We start from the raw sequence: 20,936 nt of genomic DNA on the forward strand, positions 1-20,936 counted from the left end.
GCGTGGCACGCGGAAAACTCCTGTCGTACGACGCGGCCGCGGCCGTACGCTGCCGGAATGCCCACCACCGAGAACGCACCCGGCCTGGTCCGCCGTTCCGCCCGCGTCCTGCTGCTCGGCACGGACGACCGCCTGCTGCTCTTCCGCGGCTACCTGGACCCTGCCCGCCCCGAGGCCGGGCACTGCTGGTTCACGCCCGGCGGCAGCGTCCAGGAGGGCGAGACACCGCCCGAGGCGGCGGCGCGGGAGCTGGCCGAGGAGACCGGGCTGCGGGTGGCGCCCGGCGCGCTCGGGCCGCTGGTCGCCCGTACCGCCGGATACGCCGAACTGCCGTGGGCGAGCGGCGAGTTCGAGGACGTGTTCTTCCTGCACCGCGTCGCCCCGTACGAGGTCGACACCGGCGGGTTCCGGGAACACGAGCGCGCTTCCATCACCGGGCACCGCTGGTGGCCGGTCGACGAACTGGGGACGACGGCGGAGACGGTGTTCCCGTACGGGCTGCCGCCGCTGCTCGCGGACGTATGCGGCGGCCGGACACCGGCCGAACCCGTACGACTGCCCTGGCACCACTGAGCACAGCGGTACCAGGGCAGTCGGCGCGGATGCCGTCCCGTATTACGCGGGCACGCTCGCCACGCCCGGGGCGAGGAACTTCTTGCCGTTGACGCGCTCGGAGACGCCCTCGCGGTCCAGGTACGGCGTGATGCCGCCCAGGTGGAAGGGCCAGCCGGCGCCGGTGATCAGGCACAGGTCGATGTCCTGCGCCTCGGCGACGACGCCCTCGTCCAGCATCAGGCCGATCTCCTGGGCCACCGCGTCCAGGACACGGTCGCGGACCTGCTCCTCGGTCAGGACGGTGTCGCCCTGCTTGAGGAGCGCCTTGACCTCCGGGTCCAGCTCCGGCTTGCCGGAGTCGTACACGTAGAAGCCGCGCTTGCCGGCCTTGACCACGGCGGCCAGGTTCGGCGAGACGGTGAAGCGGTCCGGGAAGGCGCCGTGCAGCGTCTCGGAGACGTGCAGGCCGATGGCCGGGCCGACCAGTTCCAGCAGCACCAGCGGCGACATCGGCAGGCCGAGCGGCTCGACGGCCTTCTCGGCGGTCTCGACGGGGGTGCCCTCGTCGATGACGTTCTGGATCTCGCCCATGAAGCGGGTCAGGATGCGGTTGACCACGAACGCCGGGGCGTCCTTGACCAGCACGGCCGTCTTCTTCAGCGACTTGGCGACGGAGAAGGCGGTGGCCAGCGACGCGTCGTCGGTCTTCTCGGCGCGCACGATCTCCAGCAGCGGCAGGATCGCGACCGGGTTGAAGAAGTGGAAGCCCACGACCCGCTCGGGGTGCTTGAGCTTGGACGCCATCTCGGTGACCGAGAGGGACGAGGTGTTCGTGGCGAGGATGGCGTGCTCCGGCACGACCGCCTCGACCTCGGCGAACACCTGCTGCTTGACGCCCATCTCCTCGAAGACGGCCTCGATGACGAAGTCCGCGTCGCCGAAGGCGGCGGCCTTGTCGAGGTGGCCGCTGACCAGGCCCTTGAGGCGGTTGGCCTTGTCCTGGTTGACGCGGCCCTTCAGGAGCAGCTTGTCGATCTCGTCGTGGACGTACGTCACGCCCTTGTCGATGCGCTCCTGGTCGATGTCGGTGAGCACCACCGGCACCTCCAGGCGGCGCGCGAACAGCAGCGCCAGCTGCGAGGCCATCAGACCCGCGCCGACCACGCCCACCTTGGTGACCGGGCGCGCGAGGGACTTGTCCGGGGCGCCGGCCGGGCGCTTGGCGCGCTTCTGCACCAGGTTGAAGGAGTAGATGCCGCTGCGCAGCTCGCCGCCCATGATCAGGTCCGCGAGGGCCTGGTCCTCGGCGTCGAAGCCCTGGCGCAGGTCGCCGTTCTTGGCGGCGGCGATGATGTCCAGCGCGCGGTACGCGGCCGGGGCGGCGCCGTGCACCTTGCCGTCCGCGATGGACTTGCCGCGCTGTACGGCCTGGTCCCACGCCTCGCCGCGGTCCACCTCGGTCCGTACGACCTCGGTGTCGCCCTTGAGGACCGAGGCGGTCCACAGCAGCGACTGCTCCAGGAAGTCCGCGCCCTCGAAGATCGCGTCGGCGATGCCGAGGTCGTAGACCTGCTGGCCCTTGAGCTGCTTGTTCTGGTTGAGCGAGTTCTCGATGATCACCGAGACGGCGCGGTCGGCGCCGATCAGGTTCGGCAGCAGGACGCAGCCGCCCCAGCCGGGCACCAGGCCGAGGAAGACCTCGGGCAGCGAGAAGGCGGGCAGCGCCTTGGAGACGGTGCGGTACGTGCAGTGCAGACCGACCTCGACGCCGCCGCCCATCGCGGCGCCGTTGTAGTACGCGAACGTCGGCACGGCCAGGCCCGACAGGCGCTTGAAGACGTCGTGGCCGCCCTTGCCGATGGCCAGCGCGTCCTCGTGCCGCTTGAGCAGCTCGACGCCCTTGAGGTCGGCGCCGACGGCGAAGATGAACGGCTTGCCGGTGATGCCGACGCCGGTGATCTTCCCGTCCTTCGCCTCCGCCTCGACCTGGTCGATCGCGGTGTTCAGGTTCGCCAGCGACTGCGGGCCGAAGGTGGTCGGCTTGGTGTGGTCCAGGCCGTTGTCCAGCGTGATCAGCGCGAAGGTGCCGGCGCCGGGCAGCTCCAGGTGGCGTACGTGCGCCTGGGTGACGACCTCGTCCGGGAACAGCTCGGCCGCGCCCTTCAGCAGCTCGGTGGTGGTGGTCACTTGCCTGCTCCCTCGAAGTGCGGGTTCTCCCAGATGACCGTGCCGCCCATGCCGAAGCCGACGCACATGGTCGTGATGCCGTAACGGACCTGCGGCTGCTCCTCGAACTGCCGGGCCAGCTGCGTCATCAGACGCACGCCGGAGGAGGCGAGGGGGTGGCCGAAGGCGATCGCGCCGCCGTACTGGTTGACGCGCGGGTCGTCGTCCGCGATGCCGTAGTGGTCGAGCAGCGACAGCACCTGGACGGCGAACGCCTCGTTGATCTCGAAGAGGCCGATGTCGTCGATCGTCAGCCCCGCCTTGGCCAGGGCCTTCTCGGTCGCCGGGACCGGGCCGATGCCCATGACCTCCGGCTCCACGCCCGCGAAGGCGTAGTCCACCAGGCGCATCTTGACCGGCAGGCCCAGCTCGCGGGCCACGTCCTCGGCGGCGATCAGCGAGGCGGTGGCGCCGTCGTTCAGGCCCGCGGCGTTGCCGGCGGTGACGCGGCCGTGCGGGCGGAACGGCGTCTTGAGGTTCGCCAGGTTCTCAAGAGTGGTGCCCGGGCGCATCGGCTCGTCGGCGGTGGCCAGGCCCCAGCCGGTCTCGCCGCCCTCCGGGTTGGTGCGGCGCACCGAGATCGGCACCAGGTCGGCCTGGATCTTGCCGTCGGCGTACGCCTTGGCGGCCTTCTCCTGGCTGCGTACCGCGTACTCGTCGGCGCGCTGCTTGGTGAGGTGGGGGAGGCGGTCGTGGAGGTTCTCCGCCGTCATGCCCATGAAGAGGGCCGACTGGTCGACGAGCTTCTCGCTGACGAAGCGGGGGTTGGGGTCGACGCCCTCGCCCATGGGGTGGCGGCCCATGTGCTCCACGCCGCCCGCGACGGCGATGTCGTACGCGCCGAAGGAGACGCCGCCGGCGATGCTCGTCACGGCTGTCATGGCGCCGGCGCACATCCGGTCGATGGAGAAGCCGGGCACGGACTGCGGGAGGCCGGCGAGGATGCCCGCGGTACGGCCCAGGGTCAGGCCCTGGTCGCCAATCTGGGTCGTCGCGGCGAGGGCGACCTCGTCGATACGGGCCGGGTCGAGGTCCGGGTTGCGGCGCAGCAGCTCCCGGATGCACTTGACGACCAGGTCGTCGGCGCGGGTCTCGTGGTAGATGCCCTTGGGGCCCGCCTTGCCGAACGGGGTGCGGACGCCGTCGACGAAGACGACGTCCCTAGCGGTACGAGGCACGTTGGCTCTCCTCCAGGTGCGGGATGGCACTGCTGCGGGCGCGCCCGGGGGCGCGTCCCGGTCCTCATGCTACTTGTGGGTAACCATGGTGCCCAGTCCTCTTGGGGTCTGCGGTGAAGGTCACAGGGCCGACTTTGTCGGCGGGGGTGCGGTGGTTGTTTCGGCTGGTGAGTGTGCGGTTGCCCCGGTGGGGGTGCGGGCTTGCGCCTGGGGTTCGGTGGTGGGGGCTCGGCGGCCTTCCCGTCGTTGTGGCCGAGAAAAGCGCCTCCTGCGCGCATTGGTGGCATTGCGGTCTTATGGTGCAGGTATGCGTACAGATAGGAGCGAAGTCGTGACCAAGCGTGTTCGGGTTGTGGGGGCTGCGTGTGCTGTCGCATTGGCCGGGGGGTTGTTGGCCGGGTGTGGGGACGATGACAGCGGGGGTGGGGGGTCGTCCGCCTCGCCTTCGGCCTCGGCCCCCTCGCAGTCTGCTGGGGGTGGGGAGTCTTCGGGGGCCTCCTCCGGTGGGATGACCGAGGATCAGCGGTCGCGCAAGGCGCTCGTTCCGGAGGCCAAGACTTCGTATGACCAGGCGCTCAAGGCTGCTACGGGGGCGGTGTCGGGCTCCAAGGGGGTGGCGGTGGAGCTCAAGCGGGGGAGCGGTGGGAAGCCTGAGTGGGTTACGGAGGTGGCCACCGAGGACGGGAAGGCCAGCACCGTGCGTGTCGACGCGGTTTCCGGGAAGGCGGGGGCGCCGGAGGCGAAGAAGAACGACGACGATGACATGAAGGAGCTGGCGGACCGGCTCAAGCGGGCCACGGTGACGCCGCAGCAGGCCGCTGCCACGGCCACGGGGCGCAAGAGCGGGACGGTCACCGCTGTGGAGCTGGACACCAATGACCAGAAGAAGGAGATCTGGTCGGTGGATGTGGTGACCAAGAACGACTGGAACAAGACCACGTTCGATGTGGACGCGGCCGGCCGGAAGATTCTGCGCGAGCACGTCGACCGGGACTGAGCCTCCGGGGGCGGGCCGGGATCGCCGGGCCGCCCCCGGGGAATCAGGCGCCGGTCGAGGTCAGGGCCTCGGTGAGGATCGGGGTGACCTGTTCGATCTGCCAGGGGCGGGCGCCGTGGCCGGCCAGGGCGGCCGCGACGGCCTCCTTGGTCGGTTCGGCGGGGGGCTCCCAGCACAGGCGGCGCACCGTGTCGGGGGTGATCAGGTTCTCCTGGGGGAGGTTCAGGTCCTCGGCCAGGGCGGTCACGGCCGTACGGGCGGCGGCCAGGCGGGCCGCTGCCGCCGGGTCCTTGTCGGCCCAGGAGCGGGGCGGCGGCGGGCCGTTCAGCGGCTGGCCGGGCTGCGGCAGCTCGCTTTCCGGCAGGGCGCGGGCGCGGTCCACGGCGGCCTGCCACTGTTCGAGCTGGCGGCGGCCCATGCGGTGGCCGAAGCCGGGGAGGGCGGCGAGGGCGTGGGCGTTGGGGGGCAGGTTCAGGGCCGCTTCGATGATGGCGGCGTCGCCGAGCACCTTGCCGGGTGAGATGTCGCGGCGCTGGGCGACCTCGTCGCGGGTGGTCCACAGTTCCCGTACGACGGCCATCTGCCGGCGGCGGCGGACCTTGTGCATGCCGGACGTGCGGCGCCAGGGGTCCTTGCGGGGCGGCGCCGGGGGCGCGGCGGCGATGGCCGCGAACTCCTGGTGCGCCCATTCGAGCTTGCCCTGCCGCGACAGCTCGTCCTCCAGGGCGTCGCGCAGGTCGACCAGCAGCTCGACGTCGAGTGCGGCGTAGCGCAGCCAGGGCTCCGGCAGGGGGCGGGTGGACCAGTCGACCGCGGAGTGGCCCTTCTCCAGGGCGTAGCCGAGGACGTTCTCCACCATCGCGCCGAGGCCGACGCGGGCGAAGCCGGCGAGGCGGCCGGCCAGCTCGGTGTCGAAGAGCCGGGACGGGACCATGCCTATGTCGCGCAGGCAGGGGAGGTCCTGGGTGGCGGCGTGCAGCACCCATTCGGCGTCGGCGATCGCCTCGCCCAGCGCCGAGAGGTCGGGGCAGCCGACCGGGTCGATCAGGACGCTGCCGGCGCCTTCGCGGCGCAGCTGCACCAGGTAGGCGCGCTGGCCGTAGCGGTAGCCGGAGGCCCGTTCGGCGTCCACCGCCACCGGGCCGGTACCGGCCGCGAAGGCCGTCACGACTTCGGCAAGTTCCTCGGCCGTGGCCGTCACGGGCGGGGTGCCCTCGCGCGGTTCCAGCAGGGGGACCGGCGCCGGGCGGGTGTCCGGAGGAGAGTCTCCGGGTGTTCGCAGTGTCGAGTCTTCTGCGGTCTTTTGGGCGTCGGTCACCAGTCAAGGGTATCTGTGTATGCACTGCGCCCGTCGAGGGAACGTTCCCTCGACGGGCGGGACGGTGGTGTTCGGGGGGGGCGGAGGTCAGTGGATGATGCCGGTGCGCAGGGCCACGGCGACCATGCCGGCCCGGTCGCCGGTGCCCAGCTTGCGGGCGATACGGGCCAGGTGGCTCTTGACGGTGAGCGCCGACAGGCCCATCGAGACGCCGATGGCCTTGTTGGACTGGCCCTCCGCAACCAGCCGCAGCACCTCGACCTCGCGTCCGGACAGTTCGCGGTAGCCGCCCGGGTGGCCGGGGGCGCCCGGCGGGCGGCGGTGCATACGGGCCGCGTTGGCGCCGATGGGCGCGGCGCCGGGGCGGCCCGGGAGGCCGAGGTTGGTGCGGGTGCCGGTGACGACGTAGCCCTTGACGCCGCCGGCCAGGGCGTTGCGTACGGCGCCGATGTCGTCGGCGGCGGACAGGGCGAGGCCGTTGGGCCAGCCGGCCGCCCGGGTCTCGGACAGCAGGGTCAGGCCGGAGCCGTCGGGAAGGTGGACGTCGGCCACGCAGATGTCGCGCGGGCTGCCGACGCGGGGACGGGCCTCCGCGATGGACGACGCCTCGATCACGTCCCGTACGCCGAGCGCCCACAGGTGGCGGGTGACGGTGGAGCGGACGCGAGGGTCGGCCACGACGACCATGGCCGTCGGCTTGTTCGGGCGGTAGGCGACCAGGCTCGAAGGTTGCTCGAGGAGAACTGACACCGGGCCTCCTGGGGGGAGTGGCGGGACGGGAGCCGACATTTGGGGCGAGTCGGAATGCTCCGTCTTTGAAGGGTCACTGACCTCTTCGGCATCAAACGGGCTCGACTTTAGAGTTTGATCTCAACTTAGTTAGGTTCATTTCGGGCAAATCGGCCGCTTGATCGACTGGAGGGTGATCCGGCGGTGGACGGTTGCCGGGAGAGCGTTCGAGGGGTGTGGGGGGAGAAGGGCGTCCGCCTGCCCGTCAGGTGGTGCGCCGGTGGGTGCGCGGTGGCGCCGGGCGGCGCGTCCGTACGCTGCCCGCCGCTGCCGTACGCCGGCGGGTGTGTCACCGCGCCGGAGGGCGTACGGGGACGCGCGCCCCCTGGTGCGCCAGTGCGCGGAGCGCGTTCAGCGTGCCTGGGGTCCCCGGCGCTGCGGCAGGGGCACCACGCCGCCGCGCGGCGACGGCTCGGGCGCGGCCGGGGGCAGGCCCGCCACCTGGCACAGCAGGTCGCACCACGCCGACAGGTGGGCCGCGGTGTCCGGCACCCCGCCCTGCCCCTCCTCCGGGGTCCACGAGGCGCGCATCTCCAGCTGGGTGGCCGGCTCCCGCTCCGCGAGGCTGCCGAAGGAATGCGAACTGGCCCGGGTGACCGTGCCGCCGATCTCCCCGTACCGCACGCCGCGCGCGTCCAGCGCCCCCGTCAGCCAGGACCAGGACACCTCCGGCAGCAGCGGGTCGGCGCCCATCTCCGGCTCCAGCTCGGCGCGCGCCAGCGTCACCACCCGGAAGGTGCCCTGCCACGTGTCGTGCCCGGCCGGGTCGTGCAGCAGCACCAGTCTCCCGTCGGCCAGATCCGCGTCCTCCCCCTCCGGCCCGGCGCCCGGTTCGACGACCGCCGCCTCCAGCGCGTATGCGAAGGGCGCGAGGCGCTTGGGCGCGGGCGTCGGCTCGATCTCGATCTCGGGGCGCAGCCGTGCCGTGCGGAGCGCCTCGATCGCCTGACGGAAGGGGATCGGTACGTTGTCCGCGCTGTCCGCGAGGTGTTCGTGAGCCGCAGCCATGCCCGGAAGATTAGGCGGAAGGAGCCGCTGGGTGAGGGAGGACACCCGGTGCGCGCGTCGCCCATTCGGAGGCGCCCTCGCGCGCGTGCGAAGATTCGGTGTGTGAGCGCCAACGACCGCCCGACGGGCCAGCAGCAGACCGGTACGTACGACTCGGCCTTCCTCAAGGCATGCCGCCGGGAACCGGTGCCGCACACGCCCGTGTGGTTCATGCGCCAGGCCGGGCGCTCGCTGCCGGAGTACCGCAAGGTCCGCGAGGGCACCGCGATGCTCGACTCCTGCATGATGCCGGAGCTGGTCACCGAGATCACCCTCCAGCCGGTGCGCCGGCACGGCGTGGACGCGGCGATCTACTTCAGCGACATCGTCGTCCCCCTGAAGGCCATCGGCATCGACCTGGACATCAAGCCGGGCGTCGGCCCGGTCGTCGAGCAGCCGGTCCGTACGCGCGCCGACCTGGAGCGGCTGCGTCCGCTGGAGCCCGGCGACGTGTCGTATGTGACCGAGGCCGTGCGGATGCTCGTCGGCGAGCTGGGCAGCACTCCGCTGATCGGCTTCGCGGGCGCGCCGTTCACGCTCGCCAGCTACCTGGTCGAGGGCGGCCCGTCCCGCAACCACGAGCACACCAAGGCGATGATGTACGGCGACCCGCAGCTGTGGGCCGACCTGCTGGACCGCCTGGCCGTGATCACCTCGGCGTTCCTGAAGGTGCAGATCGAGGCGGGCGCGAGCGCCGTACAGCTCTTCGACTCCTGGGTGGGCGCGCTGGCCCCCGCGGACTACCGCCGCTCCGTCATGCCGGCCTCCGCCAAGGTCTTCGAGGCGGTGTCCGGGTACGGCGTCCCGCGTATCCACTTCGGCGTCGGCACCGGCGAGCTGCTGGGCCTGATGGGCGAGGCGGGCGCGGACGTCGTGGGTGTCGACTGGCGCGTTCCGCTGGACGAGGCGGTCCGCCGGGTCGGCCCCGGCAAGGCGCTCCAGGGCAACCTCGACCCGGCGGTGCTGTTCGCGCCGCGGGAGGCCGTCGAGGGCAAGGCCGACGAGGTGCTGGACGCCGCCGCCGGCCTGGAGGGCCACATCTTCAACCTGGGGCACGGCGTGCTGCCGAACACCGACCCGGGCGCGCTGACCCGCCTCGTCGAGTACGTCCACGAGCGCTCGGCCCGCTGACCGCGCGGGCGGGCCACCGGTGCTCCGGCGGCCCGCCGTCCGCTCAGCCGCCCGCCTCCCGCACCGCGGCCGCCGCCTTGCGGGCCGCGACCAGGACCGGGTCCCACACGGGCGAGAACGGCGGCGCGTAACCGAGGTCGAGGGCGGTCATCTGCTCGACCGTCATCCGCGCCGTGAGCGCCACCGCCGCCACGTCCACGCGCTTGCCGGCGCCTTCCCGGCCGACGATCTGGACGCCGAGGAGGCGCCCGGTGCGCCGCTCGGCCATCATCTTCACGCGCATCGGGCGGGCGCCCGGGTAGTAGCCGGCGCGGCTGGTCGATTCGATCGTGACGGTCACGTACTTCAGGCCGACCGATTTCGCCTGCTCCTCCAGGAGGCCGGTGCGGGCGATCTCCAGGTCGCAGACCTTGGAGACGGCGGTGCCGACGACGCCGGGGAAGGTCGCGTAGTCGCCGGCCACGTTCGAGCCGATGACCTGGCCGTGCTTGTTGGCGTGGGTGCCCAGCGCGATGTGCCGGGTCCGGCCCAGCACCAGGTCCAGCACCTCCACGCAGTCCCCGCCGGCCCATACGTTCTCGTGGCCGCGCACCCGCATCGACAGGTCGGTGAGCAGCCCGCCGGTGTCGCCGAGCGGCAGGCCGGCCTGCTCGGCGAGGGTGGTCTCGGGCCGTACGCCCAGGCCCAGCACGATCACGTCGGCCGGATACTCGCCGTCGTCCTCGGTGGTCACCGCGCAGGCCCGCCCGGAGTCGTCGGTGCGGATTCCGGTGACGACCGCGCCGCGCACCGTCTCGATGCCCATTCCGCACATCGCCTCGTGGACGAGTGCCCCCATGTCGGGGTCGAGCGTGGACATCGGCTGCTCGCCGCGGTCCAGGACCGTCACGTCGTAACCGCGGGTGACCAGCGCCTCGGCCATCTCGACGCCGATGTAGCCGGCGCCCACCACGACGGCCTTGGTGCCCTCGGTGGCCTGGAGGGTGTCCAGCAGCGCCTGCCCGTCGTCCAGCGTCTGCACACCGTGCACGCCGGGCGCGTCGATGCCCGGCAGCGGCGGGCGCAGCGGCCGCGCGCCGGTGGCGATCACCAGCTTGTCGTAGCCGGTCCAGGACTCGGTGCCGCCGCCGTCCAGGTCGCGGGTGCGGACCCGGCCGCGGTCCGGGTCCAGCTCGATGACCTCGGTACGCATCCGTACGTCGATGTCGCGCTCGCGGTGCTTCTCCGGCGACCGGGCGATCAGGTCGTCCGGTCCGTCCACCGAACCGCCGACCCAGTACGGGATGCCGCAGGCGGAGTAGGAGGTGAAGTGACCGCGCTCGAACGCGACGATCTCCAGGTCCCCGGGCTTCCTCAGCCGCCGGGCCTGGGACGCGGCGGACATGCCCGTCGCGTCGCCGCCGATGACCACCAGTCGCTCCGCCATCGCGGGGTGCTCCCTTCTCGTGTACGGCCGTGTCCCGTGTACGGCCCTGCGCAGACCGTCTGTCCCGTACGGCGCAGATTACGGGTCAGAGCGGATAACCGGCCGGGGTGGCGCGGACCGTGGTCCAGCGGGTCTCGGTGAACGCGTCCAGGTTGGCCGTGCCGCCGAAGTGCGCGCCGGTGCCGGAGGCGGCGAGGCCGCCCATCGGCGCGACCGGCTCGTCGTTGACCGTCTGGTCGTTGATGTGCAGCAGTCCGGTCGGTATGCGCTCGGCCAGCTCCAGCGCGCGGGCGGTGTCCCGGGTGACGACGCCGAGTGCCAGCCCGTATGCGGTGTCGTTCGCCAGCGCCACGGCCTCGTCGGTGGTGTGGAATTTGCGTACCGGAGCGACTGGCCCGAAGACCTCCTCGGCGTAGGCGGGGGAGCGGTCGTCCACGTCGGCCAGGACGGTGGGCCGGTAGAACAGCTCGCGGTGGCTGCCGCCGGCCGCGAGCCGGGCGCCCGCCGCGGTACTCGCCTCCACCAGGCCGTGGATGCGGTCCCGCTGCCCGCGGTCGATCACCGGCCCGAGCTGGACGTCCTCGCGGTACGGATCGCCGACGGCGAGCGAGTCCGCCTTGGCCGCCAGCCGTTCGATGTACTCCTCGTACAAGGAGGCGTGCACGAGATGGCGGCCCGAGGACATGCAGATCTGGCCCTGGTGGAAGAAGGAGGCCCAGGCCGCGGCGGACATGGCGGCGTCCAGATCCGCGTCCTCCAGGACGAGGAAGGCGCTGTTGCCGCCCAGTTCCAGATGGGCCCGCTTCAGATGGCGCGCGGCGAGCGCGCCGACATTGCGGCCCGCGTTCGTCGAGCCGGTGAAGGAGATCACCCGGACGTGCCGGTCGCCGACCAGGGCCTGCCCGGCCTCCGTGCCGCCCGGCAGCACGTGCAGCAGCCCCTCGGGCAGCCCGGCCGCCGCGAAGACCGCCGCCACGGCGTGGCCGCCGCACACCGCGGTACGCGGGTCGGGCTTGAGGACGACCGCGTTGCCGAGCGCCAGGGCCGGGGCGACGGAGCGCATGGCGAGGACGAGCGGGACGTTGAACGGCGCGATGACGCCGACCACGCCGGCCGGCACCCGGGTCGCGTACGACAGGCGCGGCGCCGCGGAGGGCAGCACCTGGCCCAGCGGATGGTGGGCGAGGGCCGCGGCCTCGTAGCACTCCTCGGCGGCGGTCCGGATCTCGAACTCGGCCTTGCCGGGCACGCTCCCGGCCTCCCGGATGATCCACTCGGACAGCTCGGCGGCGTGCCGGGTGATCAGGTCCCCGGCCCGGCGCAGCACCGCGGCGCGCTCCGTGTACGGGGTGCGCGCCCAGGAGCGCTGGGCTGCCGCGGCCTCGGCGGCGGCGCTCTCCACGTCGGCGGGGGCGGCCAGGGTGAACGAGGCCAGCGGTTCGCCGGTCGCCGGTTCGACCGCCGTGGTCTCGCCGCCGTGCAGTGTGGGCCGGTGTGCCGGGTCGAGCAGGGGCATCGCGCAACCTCCGGTCGAGGGGAACGGTTGAGGAATGAACCAGTTCGGTTCATCCTCTCGCACCGGTGATCAACGAGGGCGACGGGGTGCGGGCCTTGCGGGCGCCGCTCCATGGAGGCAGCGTCACTGAGGACGGCGGGCGGCCGGGGAGGGGGCGGACCGTGTCCAAGGAGGACCTGTGGACGCGTACAGCGGTGACCGTGGCGGCGCTGCTCGGCCTCGCCCTCAAGCTCCTCGTCCCGGAGCGGGTGGACGCGACGGCCGTGGCGCTGCTCGTCCTCGCGCTGATCCCCTGGATGTCGACGATCCTCCAGCGGATCGACACGGTCGCGGGCGGCGTGGTGCTGCGCGAGATCAAGAAGACCCAGGCCGGTCAGCAACAGGAGATGGACCGGATGAAGTTCCTCTTCGAGCACCTGGTGCCCCGCGAGGAACTGCGGCACCTCCAGGCGCTCGCCGACGGGAGACCGCTGCCGTACGACAGCGGCTGCACCCGCCCGCTCCTCGACGCCGAACTGCGCCGCCTCACCGGCACGGGCCTGGTCGAACGACTGCCTGGGCGCACGTTCGCGCAGATGGGCGAGGTCGGGGACGTCCGGGAGCACTTCGCCATCACGGAGGCGGGCAGGGCGTATCTGGAGATACTGAACGGCTACCGGACCCGCGAGTGAGCGCTCCGTCCGGTCAGCGTTCGAGGGTGAGGGCGAGGCCCTGGCCGACGCCGATGCACAGCGCCGCCAGGCCGGTCCCGGCGCCGCGGGCGGCCAGCTGATGGGCCACCGCCCCGGCCAGCCGGGCCCCGGACGCCCCCAGCGGATGGCCGAGGGCGATGGCGCCGCCACGCGGGTTGACCACCTCCGGATCCAGACCCGGCCACTGCGCCAGACAGCCCAGCGCCTGCGCCGCGAACGCCTCGTTCAGCTCCACCACGGCCAGGTCCGCGAAACCGCGCCCGGCCTTGTGCAGGGCGCGGTGGACGGCCTCGATCGGGCCCAGGCCGAACAGCTGCGGCTCGATCCCGGTCACCGCGCCCGCGCCGATCCGCGCCAGCGGCTCGCGGCCGGTGGCCCGCAGCCCCTCCGCGTCGGCCAGCAGCAGGGCGGCGGCGCCGTCGCTCAGCGGGGAGGCATTGCCCGCCGTCACCGTGCCGCCGTCCTTGCGGAAGGCGGGGCGGAGCTTGGCCAGCGCCTCCGGGGTGGTGGTGGCGCGGATCGCCTCGTCGCGGGCCAGGTCGGTGTCCGGCAGCGGCACCACCTCAGCCTCGTACGCGCCCTCGTCCCAGGCGCGTGCCGCCTTGCGGTGACTGGCCAGCGCGAACGCGTCCTGCGCCGCCCGGTCGATGCCGAACTTCTCCGCGATCAGCTCTGCGCCCTCGCCCAGCGCCACCGTCCACTGCGGCGGCATGGCGGGGTTGGTCATGCGCCAGCCCAGCGTGGAGGAGAACAGCTCCTGATGCCCGGCCGGAAAGGCCCGCTCCGGCTTTTGCAGCACATAGGGGGCGCGGCTCATCGACTCCACCCCGCCCGCCAACATGATGTGCGCGTCGCCCAGGGCGATGGCGCGGGCGGCCTGGATGACGGCCTCCAGGCCGGAGCCGCACAGCCGGTTGACGGTCACCCCCGGCACCGTCACCGGCAGCCCGGCCAGCAGCACCGCCATCCGCGCCACATTCCGGTTGTCCTCCCCCGCCCCGTTCGCATCCCCGAACACCACATCATCGATCCGCGCCGGATCCAGCTGCGGGGTGCGCTCCACCAGCGCCCGCACCACATGCGCCGCCAGATCATCGGGACGGGTCCCCGCGAGCGCACCGCCGTACCGGCCGATCGGCGTCCGCACCGCATCCACGACATACACATCACGGGCGCCCCAAGCGCCTCGTGCACCCTGCTCTGTCATCAGCCCGCCCGCCCTGTCCGCTCGAAGATCGGCGCTACCGCCCCGAGTCTTTGCCCGCCGCGCACGGCTGTCAACGGGCCCCTGGGCCGTCACCCTCCCGTGCGGTGTCCGTGCCCTCCGGCGCGGCTTCCGTGGGGAACTGCTGCGGCGGCGCCGGGGGGACGTCGAACGTCCGCGTACGCCTCAGCAGCCGGCCCCGCAGCACCCGCCACAGCCCGTACCCCAGCGCTCCGGCCGCGAGGAACGGCAGCGCAGCGCCGACCGCCACCAGCAGCCACCGCACCCCCGCCGTGAAGGCGTCCCAGCCGCCGCTGAGCGCGTCCCCGAAGGTGGTCTCCCCGTCGTCGTCCGCCGCGTCCGGCTCGCGCAGCACCAGCGTGACCGTGGCCATGCCGGTCTGCTCCTTCAGGGACTTCAAGCGCGCCTGCAGGGACTCCAGTTCCGACTGGCGGCGGCTGAGTTCGGACTCCAGCGTGACGATGTCGCCGATCGATGTGGCCTTGTCCATCAGTGCCCGCACCCGCGCCACGCTGGCCTGTTGCGACGTGATGCGGCTGTCGGTGTCCACGACCTGGTCGGTCACGTCCTTCGCCGAGACCTGGCGCTCCTTGAGCGTGCCCAGGCGGGAGAGCCGGTCCAGCAGTCCGTCGTACGCCTCGGGCGGCACCCGCAGGACGACCCGGGAGCGCTCCCGGCCGTCGCCGTCCCGGTCGGTGGACTCGTCCTCGACGTAGCCGCCGGTGCCCTTCGCCGCCGTACGGGCCTTGGCCAGCGCTCCCGGTACGTCCGCGGCCTCGACGGTGACCGTCGCCGTACGGATGATCTGCGCCGTCGAGACCTGCGTGGGCTTGCCGGTCGCGCTGCCCGTCCCGGACCCGGCCTTGCCGTCGGCTGGCGCCTTCGGGCCGACCATGCCCTGCTCGCCCCGCGCGGAGCCCTTGTCGGCCTGCGGCGCGCTCGCCGGCTTGGAGTCGCCCTGTCCGGCGGCCCCGCACCCCGCGACCGCGAGGGACGCCGCGAGCAGCGCTCCCGCGGCCGCCCGCCGCGCTCCGTACGCCCGACTCGCTGTGCCCATGATCCGTACCCCCCGAAGTGGTGTGCTGTCGTTGCCACTTCGACGGGGCGGGGGAGCCGTGGGTTGCCGTTTGTGGGTCGCGATGCGGTCACGGTCCGGACTCCGCGCGGACTCCGCAGGAGGGGGCTTCTGAGAGAGTGGGGGCATGAGCACAGCGCACACCAGTACGGGCCGCGCGCCCGGAAGTCACGTCGTCGTCATCGGTGGGGGCATCTCGGGCCTGGCGGCGGCCCACCGATTGCTCGGTGGCGGCGCGCGGGTGACCGTACTGGAAGCCTCCGGGCGGCTGGGCGGCAAGCTGCGCGCCGGGGAGATCGCGGGCGTACCGGTCGATCTCGGCGCCGAATCGATGCTGGCCAGGCGGCCGGAGGCGGTGGACCTGGCGCGTGCCGTGGGCCTCGGGGACCGGCTGCAGCCGCCCACCACCGCGACCGCCGCCCTGTGGACGCGCGGCGCGCTGCGGCCGATGCCCAAGGGCCATGTGATGGGCGTGCCCGGTGACCTGGGCCTGCTGGCCGCCTCCGGCGTGATCTCCGCCGAGGGCATGGCGCGGATCTCCGAGGACGAGACGCTGGCGCGTACGGAGGTCGGCGCGGACGTGGCGGTCGGCGCGTATGTCGCCGAACGGCTCGGCCGCGAGGTCGTGGACCGGCTCGTCGAACCGCTGCTCGGCGGCGTCTACGCGGGCGACGCCTACCGGATCTCGATGCGCGCCGCCGTACCGCAGCTCTTCGAGGCCGCGCGCGCCGAGCGCTCGCTGATCGAGGGCGTACGGGGCATCCAAGCGCGCGCGGCGGCGCGCGCCGACGGGTCCGGCCAGGCGCAGGCGCCGGTGTTCATGGGCATCGACGGCGGTGTGGGCACGCTGCCGGGCGCCGTCGCCGATGCGGTAAGGGCCGCGGGCGGCACCATTCGTACCGAAACCCCCGTACGGGAGCTGCGCCGCACCGCCGACGGCTGGCGCGTCGTCCTGGACGGCGGGGACGGCCCGGCGGCGCTGGACGCGGACGCCGTGGTCCTGGCGACGCCGGCGCCCGCGGCCGCCCGGCTGCTGGCCGCCGAGGCGCCCGTCGCCGCCACCGAGCTGTCCGCCGTCGAGTACGCCTCCATGGCCCTGGTGACCATGGCCTTCCGCCGCGCGGACGTGGAGGCGGCGCTGTCCGGCAGCGGCTTCCTCGTCCCGCCGGTCGACGGCCGCAAGATCAAGGCGTCCACCTTCGCGAGCAACAAGTGGGGCTGGCTCGCGGACGCCGACCGGGACCTGTTCGTGCTGCGCACCTCCGTGGGGCGGTACGGCGACGAGGCCGACCTGGCGCGCGACGACGCCGACCTGGTGGACCTGTCGCTGCGCGACCTCGGCGCGGCGGTCGGGCTGGCCGTCCGGCCCGTGGCGCAGCAGGTCACCCGCTGGGACGGCGGGCTGCCGCAGTACCCGGTCGGCCACCTGGAGCGGGTGGCCCGCATCCGGACCGAGGCCGGCAAGCTGCCCGGCCTGCGGGTATGCGGGGCGCTCTACGACGGCGTGGGCATTCCGGCCTGCATCGCGTCGGCCCGCGCGGCCGCGGACGACATCTTGGACACCCTGCCGCGAGCCGCCGCACCGGCCGAGTGAGAATGGACCCATGACTGACGCTTCCGCCCCCGCTCCCGAGAAGACCCCGAACGCCGGCAAGAAGGCGAAGGACCTGAACGAGGTCATCCGCTACACGCTCTGGTCGGTGTTCAAGCTGCGCGACGTGCTGCCCGAGGACCGCACCGGCTACGCCGACGAGGTCGAGACGCTGTTCGCGCAGCTCGCCGCCAAGGACGTCGTGGTGCGCGGCACGTACGACGTCTCCGGTCTGCGCGCCGACGCCGACGTGATGATCTGGTGGCACTCGGAGAGCTCCGACGCGCTCCAGGAGGCGTACAACCTCTTCCGCCGCACCAGGCTCGGCCGCGCGCTGGAGCCGGTGTGGTCGAACATGGCGCTGCACCGCCCGGCCGAGTTCAACAAGTCGCACATCCCGGCGTTCCTGGCCGACGAGGTCGCCCGCGAGTACGTGAGCGTCTATCCCTTCGTGCGGTCCTACGACTGGTACCTGCTCCCCGACGAGGACCGCCGCCGGATGCTCGCCGACCACGGCAAGATGGCCCGCGGCTTCCCGGACGTGCGCGCCAACACGGTGCCGTCCTTCTCGCTGGGCGACTACGAGTGGATCCTCGCCTTCGAGGCCGACGAGCTGTACCGCATCGTCGACCTCATGCGCCACCTGCGCGGCTCCGAGGCGCGGCTGCACGTCCGCGAGGAGGTGCCGTTCTACACCGGCCGCCGCAAGCCGGTCGCCGAGCTGGTCGCCGGGCTGGCCTGAGCCGGCGGGGCCGTACCGGGACGGCCGTACCGGTCCCGGACAGCGTGACAGGCCGGGTGCGCCACCCGGCCTGTCACTCACTGCGCGGTTCGCCGCGCTACTTGCTCCCGTGCTTCCTGGCCGTCGGCGGCACCGGCTTGGGCTCCGCGCGCGGCCCGCAGTACGTGTCCCGCGCCGGGGTCCGCCCGGTCAGCAGATACCGCTCCACATACTGGTTGGCGCAGGTGTTCGTGCCGAACGAGACGCCGTGTGTACCCGCGCCGCGCTCGGTCACCAGCGACGAGCCGGGCAGCCGGCGCCGCAGCTCGACCGCGCCGGCGTGCGGTGTGGCGGCGTCCCGCTCGGCCGACAGCAGCAGTACCGGCGGCAGCGCGCCCGGCGCCGTACGCACGTCCACCGGGCGGTGCGGCGCGCCGGCCGGCGGCATGGCCGCTTCGTCCACGTCCGCCGCGTAGCCCATCGGGTCCTGTACGGCGGACGCGCCCCTGGGCGAGAAGCGGGGCCAGAAGGCGCACGGCACGTTCATCCAGGCGTTGTCCCAGGTCTCGAAGGGCGCCACCCGCGCGCTCGCGGTGTTGTCCCGGTCCCAGACCCGCAGGTCACGCGGCCACAGCCCGTCGTTGCACTCCACCGCCGTGTAGACCGCGTTGCTGTTCTCGTCCGCCTTCGCGCCGTCCGGCAGCGGGGTGGCCTGCTTGAGGAGCGGCTTCGGGTCGCCCTTGACGTACGCGGCGAGCGCCGCCGCGCGCACCGGCCAGTACGCGTCGTTGTAGCCCGTTTTGAGGAACGCCGCCTGGAGCTGCGCCGACCCGACCTTTCCGCCCAGCGGCTTGCGGTCCAGCCGCGCCCGCACGGTGTCGTACGTGCGCAGTACCGCCCGCGGTGTCGTACCCAGGTGGTAGACCTTGTGGTGCCTGGCCACCCAGCGGGCCCAGTCCTGCCAGCGGCGCTCGAAGCCGATGTTCTGGGCGAGATTGTTGCGGTACCAGACCTGCCGGGGGTCGGGGTTGACGACGCTGTCGAAGACCATGCGGCGGACGTGGCCGGGGAAGAGCGTCGCGTACACGGCCCCGAAGTAGGTGCCGTAGGAGGCGCCCATGAAGGTGAGCTTCTTCTCGCCGAGCCCGGCGCGCAGCATGTCCAGGTCGCGGGCGTTGTTGGCGGACGTGAAGTGGCGCAGCGCCGGGCCCGCGTTGCGTGCACAGCCCTGCGCGTACGCCTTCGCCTCGGCGAACTTCTTCCGCTTGAACGCCTCCGGGGGAAGCTTCGGGCTCCGGCTCGGGATCTTGGCGAACTCCGCCGGGTCCTGGCAGGACAGCGGCGCCGAGCGCCCGACGCCGCGCGGCGCGTACCCGACGAGGTCATAGGCCCGCGCCGTCTTGCGCCACCGGTCCAGCTGCCCGTACAGCGGGAAGTTCATGCTGGACGCCCCGGGGCCGCCCGGGTTGAAGACGAGCGAGCCCTGCCGCTCCCTGGGGGAGCCGGTGGCGCGGGCCCGGCTCACGGTGAGGGAGATCTTCTTGCCCTTGGGGTGGGCGTAGTCCAGCGGGACGGCGAGGCGGCCGCACTCCACGCCGGCCGGCAGGTGCTCCTCGGGTGCGCAGCGGCCGAAGGCGATCCGGGGCGGCGCGGGGGCCGGGGGCCTGACCGGGGCCTCGGCGGGCCGGGTGGTGCCGCCGGCCGGGACGGCGACGAGGGCGGACAGGACCAGCGACCCGAGGGTGCCGTACAGCGCTACTGCTTTCACAAGCCGTCCCTTCGTATGGAGGCGCCCTACAGACGCCCGGTGCGCATACAAAAGGGATAGTTGGGGCGAGGGTTGGGCTTGTAAAGCACCGCGCTCCGGTGTCGGGAGCTATGCCCCCAACGAGTGGAGCGCGGTGCGGGGGTCACGGCCGTTCGGCTCGTACAGCCTTGCGTGCGTACGGTCCCGTGTTCCTCAGCGGCAGCGGCGGCCGGAGTTGATGCACGCCACCGCGCGCGCCATCAGGTCGCGCGGCATGAAGTTGGCGAAGTCGGCGTGGTCGGTCACCGGCTTGCGCAGCTGCTCGGGGAAGCTGTCCAGGGCGAAGGCGCGCGGCCGGGGGGTGACGGCGTAGGTCAGCCGCATCTGGAGCCGGGGCACGGCCTTCGTGCCGGCGGGGCAGCGGCCGGAGGCCCGGTCGGGGAAGACGAGGTGGGTGCGGTGGTTGGCGCTGTCCTTGTTCGTCCCGTCCCAGCAGCTGGGGAAGTCCAGGACGCGTACGGCCCGGCTGCCGCCGGGGCACAGCGGGTACTTGTCCGCCAGCCGCCGGTCCTCGAAGCCGGTGCAGGTCCACTGCGCCCGCGCGTTGGCGGTGCCGTTGGTGAACGCCTTGGCGTCGCCGGTGATGGCGCGCAGGCCCTCGGGCATGGCGGCGACCTTGCCCGCCGGGCTGCCGCGGAAGGTCAGCGAGACCGAGGACGGCGTCAGCACCCGCCCCACGTTCCCGTCCGCCGGATCCTGCCCGTTGTCGCCGCTCGGGCCGTCCCCGCCACTGAGGCGGCGCAGTACGGGCCAGAAGTACGCCGACTTGTCGCCGCGGGCGCAGGTGGTGCCGGCCGCGCGCAGCGAGCCGTCGGTGGAGAAGGCGTCCGTGGAGCGGTTGCCGACGTAGTCGTGCAGGTGGTGGGCGCCGTTGCGGACACCGGGAGTGACGATGAAGTTGTCGGGGTTGTTGTGCCGCTCCTCGTTGCGGCCGCAGTCGCTGGTGAAGGTGCCGGTGGACGCGCCGGGTTCGTCGCGCGGAGGGCGGGGGCCGGGGCGTACGGAGCGGATGTCGGCGAAGTCCCCTGCGGCCGGGGCGCTTTGGCCCGGCCCGGTGGAGCCGCTGGGGGTGCCGGAGCCGGTCGGGCCCGCGGGGCCGTCGGGGGCGCCTGCCGGGGTGCGCGAGGATCCGGCGGAAGCGCTGGTGGAGGCGTCGGCGGGGGCGTTGTCAGTGGGGTCTGTCACGCTGGGTGACGAGGGTGAAGGTGACGGATCGACGGGCGGGGACCCGGACGGGGGAGTGGCGTTGTGAGCCGAGGCGTTACCGGTGACGGAGACGAAGGTGCCGGCCGAGCCGAGCACGGCGAGCAGGGCGATCAGCACGAGGTGCTTGGCGCCGAGCCGGCGCCGGTGCCGTGGGAGCTGCGGGGGCTTGTGGGGTGGTGGCGCCGGTCGTGGCGGTGGCGAAGGGCGGGGGCTTTGCGGGGGCTTTGGGCTCGCGGAGTGCCGGGGGTCGGGCATGGGCGATCACTTCTTCCCGTTCTCTCGGGGGTGTTGACGCCGGCCTTCGGGGACCGGGCGGATTCCGGGGCCCCGGTGGCGGTGGCGGGTGGCGTGGCGGGCGGAGGCAGGGCATACGTCGCCGATGGGGGGACGGGGGTGGGTGTGGCGGGCGGCGGGGCCAGGGGCGGGGGGGGGGGCG

17 protein-coding genes are annotated in these 20,936 nt (G+C 73.1%); 6 read left to right on the top strand and 11 right to left on the bottom strand.

All coding sequences use genetic code 11. The features are described from left to right. Positions 1–57: 57 nt before the first annotated feature. Entirely contained in the window at positions 58–573 is a 516-nt protein-coding gene (locus ADK86_RS05745; RefSeq protein WP_053695606.1) for an NUDIX hydrolase, read from the top strand. A gap of 42 nt (positions 574–615) precedes the next feature. Here the strand turns inward: ADK86_RS05745 and ADK86_RS05750 are convergent, their stop codons facing one another. After that, positions 616–2,742, bottom strand: coding sequence for a 3-hydroxyacyl-CoA dehydrogenase NAD-binding domain-containing protein (locus ADK86_RS05750; RefSeq protein ID WP_053695607.1), 2,127 nt, complete (start codon positions 2,740–2,742; stop codon positions 616–618). Beyond that, on the bottom strand, positions 2,739–3,959 hold the full coding sequence (locus ADK86_RS05755; RefSeq protein WP_003985648.1) for a thiolase family protein: 1,221 nt from the start codon (positions 3,957–3,959) through the stop codon (positions 2,739–2,741). Before ADK86_RS05755 ends, ADK86_RS05750 begins: the two co-directional genes overlap by 4 nt. A 508-nt stretch (positions 3,960–4,467) precedes the next feature. Here ADK86_RS05755 and ADK86_RS05760 point away from each other — a divergent pair. Continuing rightward, on the top strand, positions 4,468–4,956 hold the full coding sequence (locus ADK86_RS05760; RefSeq protein WP_053695608.1) for a PepSY domain-containing protein: 489 nt from the start codon (positions 4,468–4,470) through the stop codon (positions 4,954–4,956). 43 nt (positions 4,957–4,999) lie between these two features. Here ADK86_RS05760 and ADK86_RS05765 read toward each other — a convergent pair whose 3' ends face one another. The 3 genes from ADK86_RS05765 to ADK86_RS05775 form a co-directional block, all read right to left on the bottom strand. Beyond that, a complete protein-coding gene (locus ADK86_RS05765; RefSeq protein WP_078951849.1) occupies positions 5,000–6,274 on the bottom strand; it encodes an HRDC domain-containing protein in 1,275 nt (424 codons plus the stop codon). Positions 6,275–6,361: 87 nt separating this feature from the next. Next, positions 6,362–7,024: a response regulator transcription factor gene (locus ADK86_RS05770; RefSeq protein ID WP_003985651.1), complete on the bottom strand. Its 663-nt coding sequence runs from the start codon at positions 7,022–7,024 to the stop codon at positions 6,362–6,364. A gap of 390 nt (positions 7,025–7,414) precedes the next feature. After that, positions 7,415–8,071, bottom strand: a complete 657-nt coding sequence (locus tag ADK86_RS05775; RefSeq protein WP_003985652.1) for a DUF3000 domain-containing protein — start codon at positions 8,069–8,071, stop codon at positions 7,415–7,417. A gap of 102 nt (positions 8,072–8,173) precedes the next feature. On the opposite strand from ADK86_RS05775, the gene hemE reads away from it, so the two are divergent. Beyond that, positions 8,174–9,241 carry a uroporphyrinogen decarboxylase gene (gene hemE, locus ADK86_RS05780; RefSeq protein ID WP_053695610.1) on the top strand — a complete coding sequence of 356 codons (1,068 nt, stop codon included), beginning with the start codon at positions 8,174–8,176 and terminating at the stop codon, positions 9,239–9,241. A 43-nt stretch (positions 9,242–9,284) separates the two neighbouring features. Here hemE and ADK86_RS05785 read toward each other — a convergent pair whose 3' ends face one another. After that, the gene (locus ADK86_RS05785) at positions 9,285–10,667 is read right to left on the bottom strand and encodes an FAD-dependent oxidoreductase (RefSeq protein ID WP_053695611.1); all 1,383 of its coding nucleotides are present in this window, start codon (positions 10,665–10,667) and stop codon (positions 9,285–9,287) included. A gap of 85 nt (positions 10,668–10,752) precedes the next feature. After that, positions 10,753–12,183: an aldehyde dehydrogenase family protein gene (locus ADK86_RS05790; RefSeq protein WP_053695612.1), complete on the bottom strand. Its 1,431-nt coding sequence runs from the start codon at positions 12,181–12,183 to the stop codon at positions 10,753–10,755. A gap of 161 nt (positions 12,184–12,344) precedes the next feature. On the opposite strand from ADK86_RS05790, the gene ADK86_RS05795 reads away from it, so the two are divergent. Next, positions 12,345–12,854, top strand: coding sequence for a hypothetical protein (locus ADK86_RS05795; RefSeq protein WP_053695613.1), 510 nt, complete (start codon positions 12,345–12,347; stop codon positions 12,852–12,854). Positions 12,855–12,867: 13 nt separating this feature from the next. Here the strand turns inward: ADK86_RS05795 and ADK86_RS05800 are convergent, their stop codons facing one another. Both ADK86_RS05800 and ADK86_RS05805 read right to left on the bottom strand, forming a co-directional pair. Then, positions 12,868–14,082 (bottom strand): thiolase family protein, encoded by a 1,215-nt coding sequence (locus tag ADK86_RS05800; RefSeq protein WP_053695614.1) that lies wholly within the window; start codon positions 14,080–14,082, stop codon positions 12,868–12,870. Positions 14,083–14,152: 70 nt separating this feature from the next. Beyond that, the gene (locus ADK86_RS05805; protein WP_053695615.1) at positions 14,153–15,157 is read right to left on the bottom strand and encodes a DUF4349 domain-containing protein; all 1,005 of its coding nucleotides are present in this window, start codon (positions 15,155–15,157) and stop codon (positions 14,153–14,155) included. Between the two features lie 145 nt (positions 15,158–15,302). On the opposite strand from ADK86_RS05805, the gene hemG reads away from it, so the two are divergent. Together hemG and hemQ are read left to right on the top strand one after the other, a co-directional pair. Further along, complete coding sequence (gene hemG / locus ADK86_RS05810; protein ID WP_053695616.1) at positions 15,303–16,769, top strand: protoporphyrinogen oxidase; 1,467 nt, start codon at positions 15,303–15,305, stop codon at positions 16,767–16,769. 10 nt (positions 16,770–16,779) lie between these two features. Continuing rightward, positions 16,780–17,508: a hydrogen peroxide-dependent heme synthase gene (hemQ, locus tag ADK86_RS05815; RefSeq protein WP_030599703.1), complete on the top strand. Its 729-nt coding sequence runs from the start codon at positions 16,780–16,782 to the stop codon at positions 17,506–17,508. Between the two features lie 97 nt (positions 17,509–17,605). Here the strand turns inward: hemQ and ADK86_RS05820 are convergent, their stop codons facing one another. Then, positions 17,606–19,255: an alpha/beta hydrolase gene (locus tag ADK86_RS05820; RefSeq protein ID WP_234345726.1), complete on the bottom strand. Its 1,650-nt coding sequence runs from the start codon at positions 19,253–19,255 to the stop codon at positions 17,606–17,608. 192 nt (positions 19,256–19,447) lie between these two features. Then, complete coding sequence (locus ADK86_RS05825) at positions 19,448–20,479, bottom strand: DUF1996 domain-containing protein (RefSeq protein WP_234345727.1); 1,032 nt, start codon at positions 20,477–20,479, stop codon at positions 19,448–19,450. Positions 20,480–20,936: the final 457 nt, after the last annotated feature.

This window comes from Streptomyces sp. NRRL F-5755, assembly GCF_001279365.1.
GTDB classification, from domain to species: domain Bacteria; phylum Actinomycetota; class Actinomycetes; order Streptomycetales; family Streptomycetaceae; genus Streptomyces; species Streptomyces rimosus.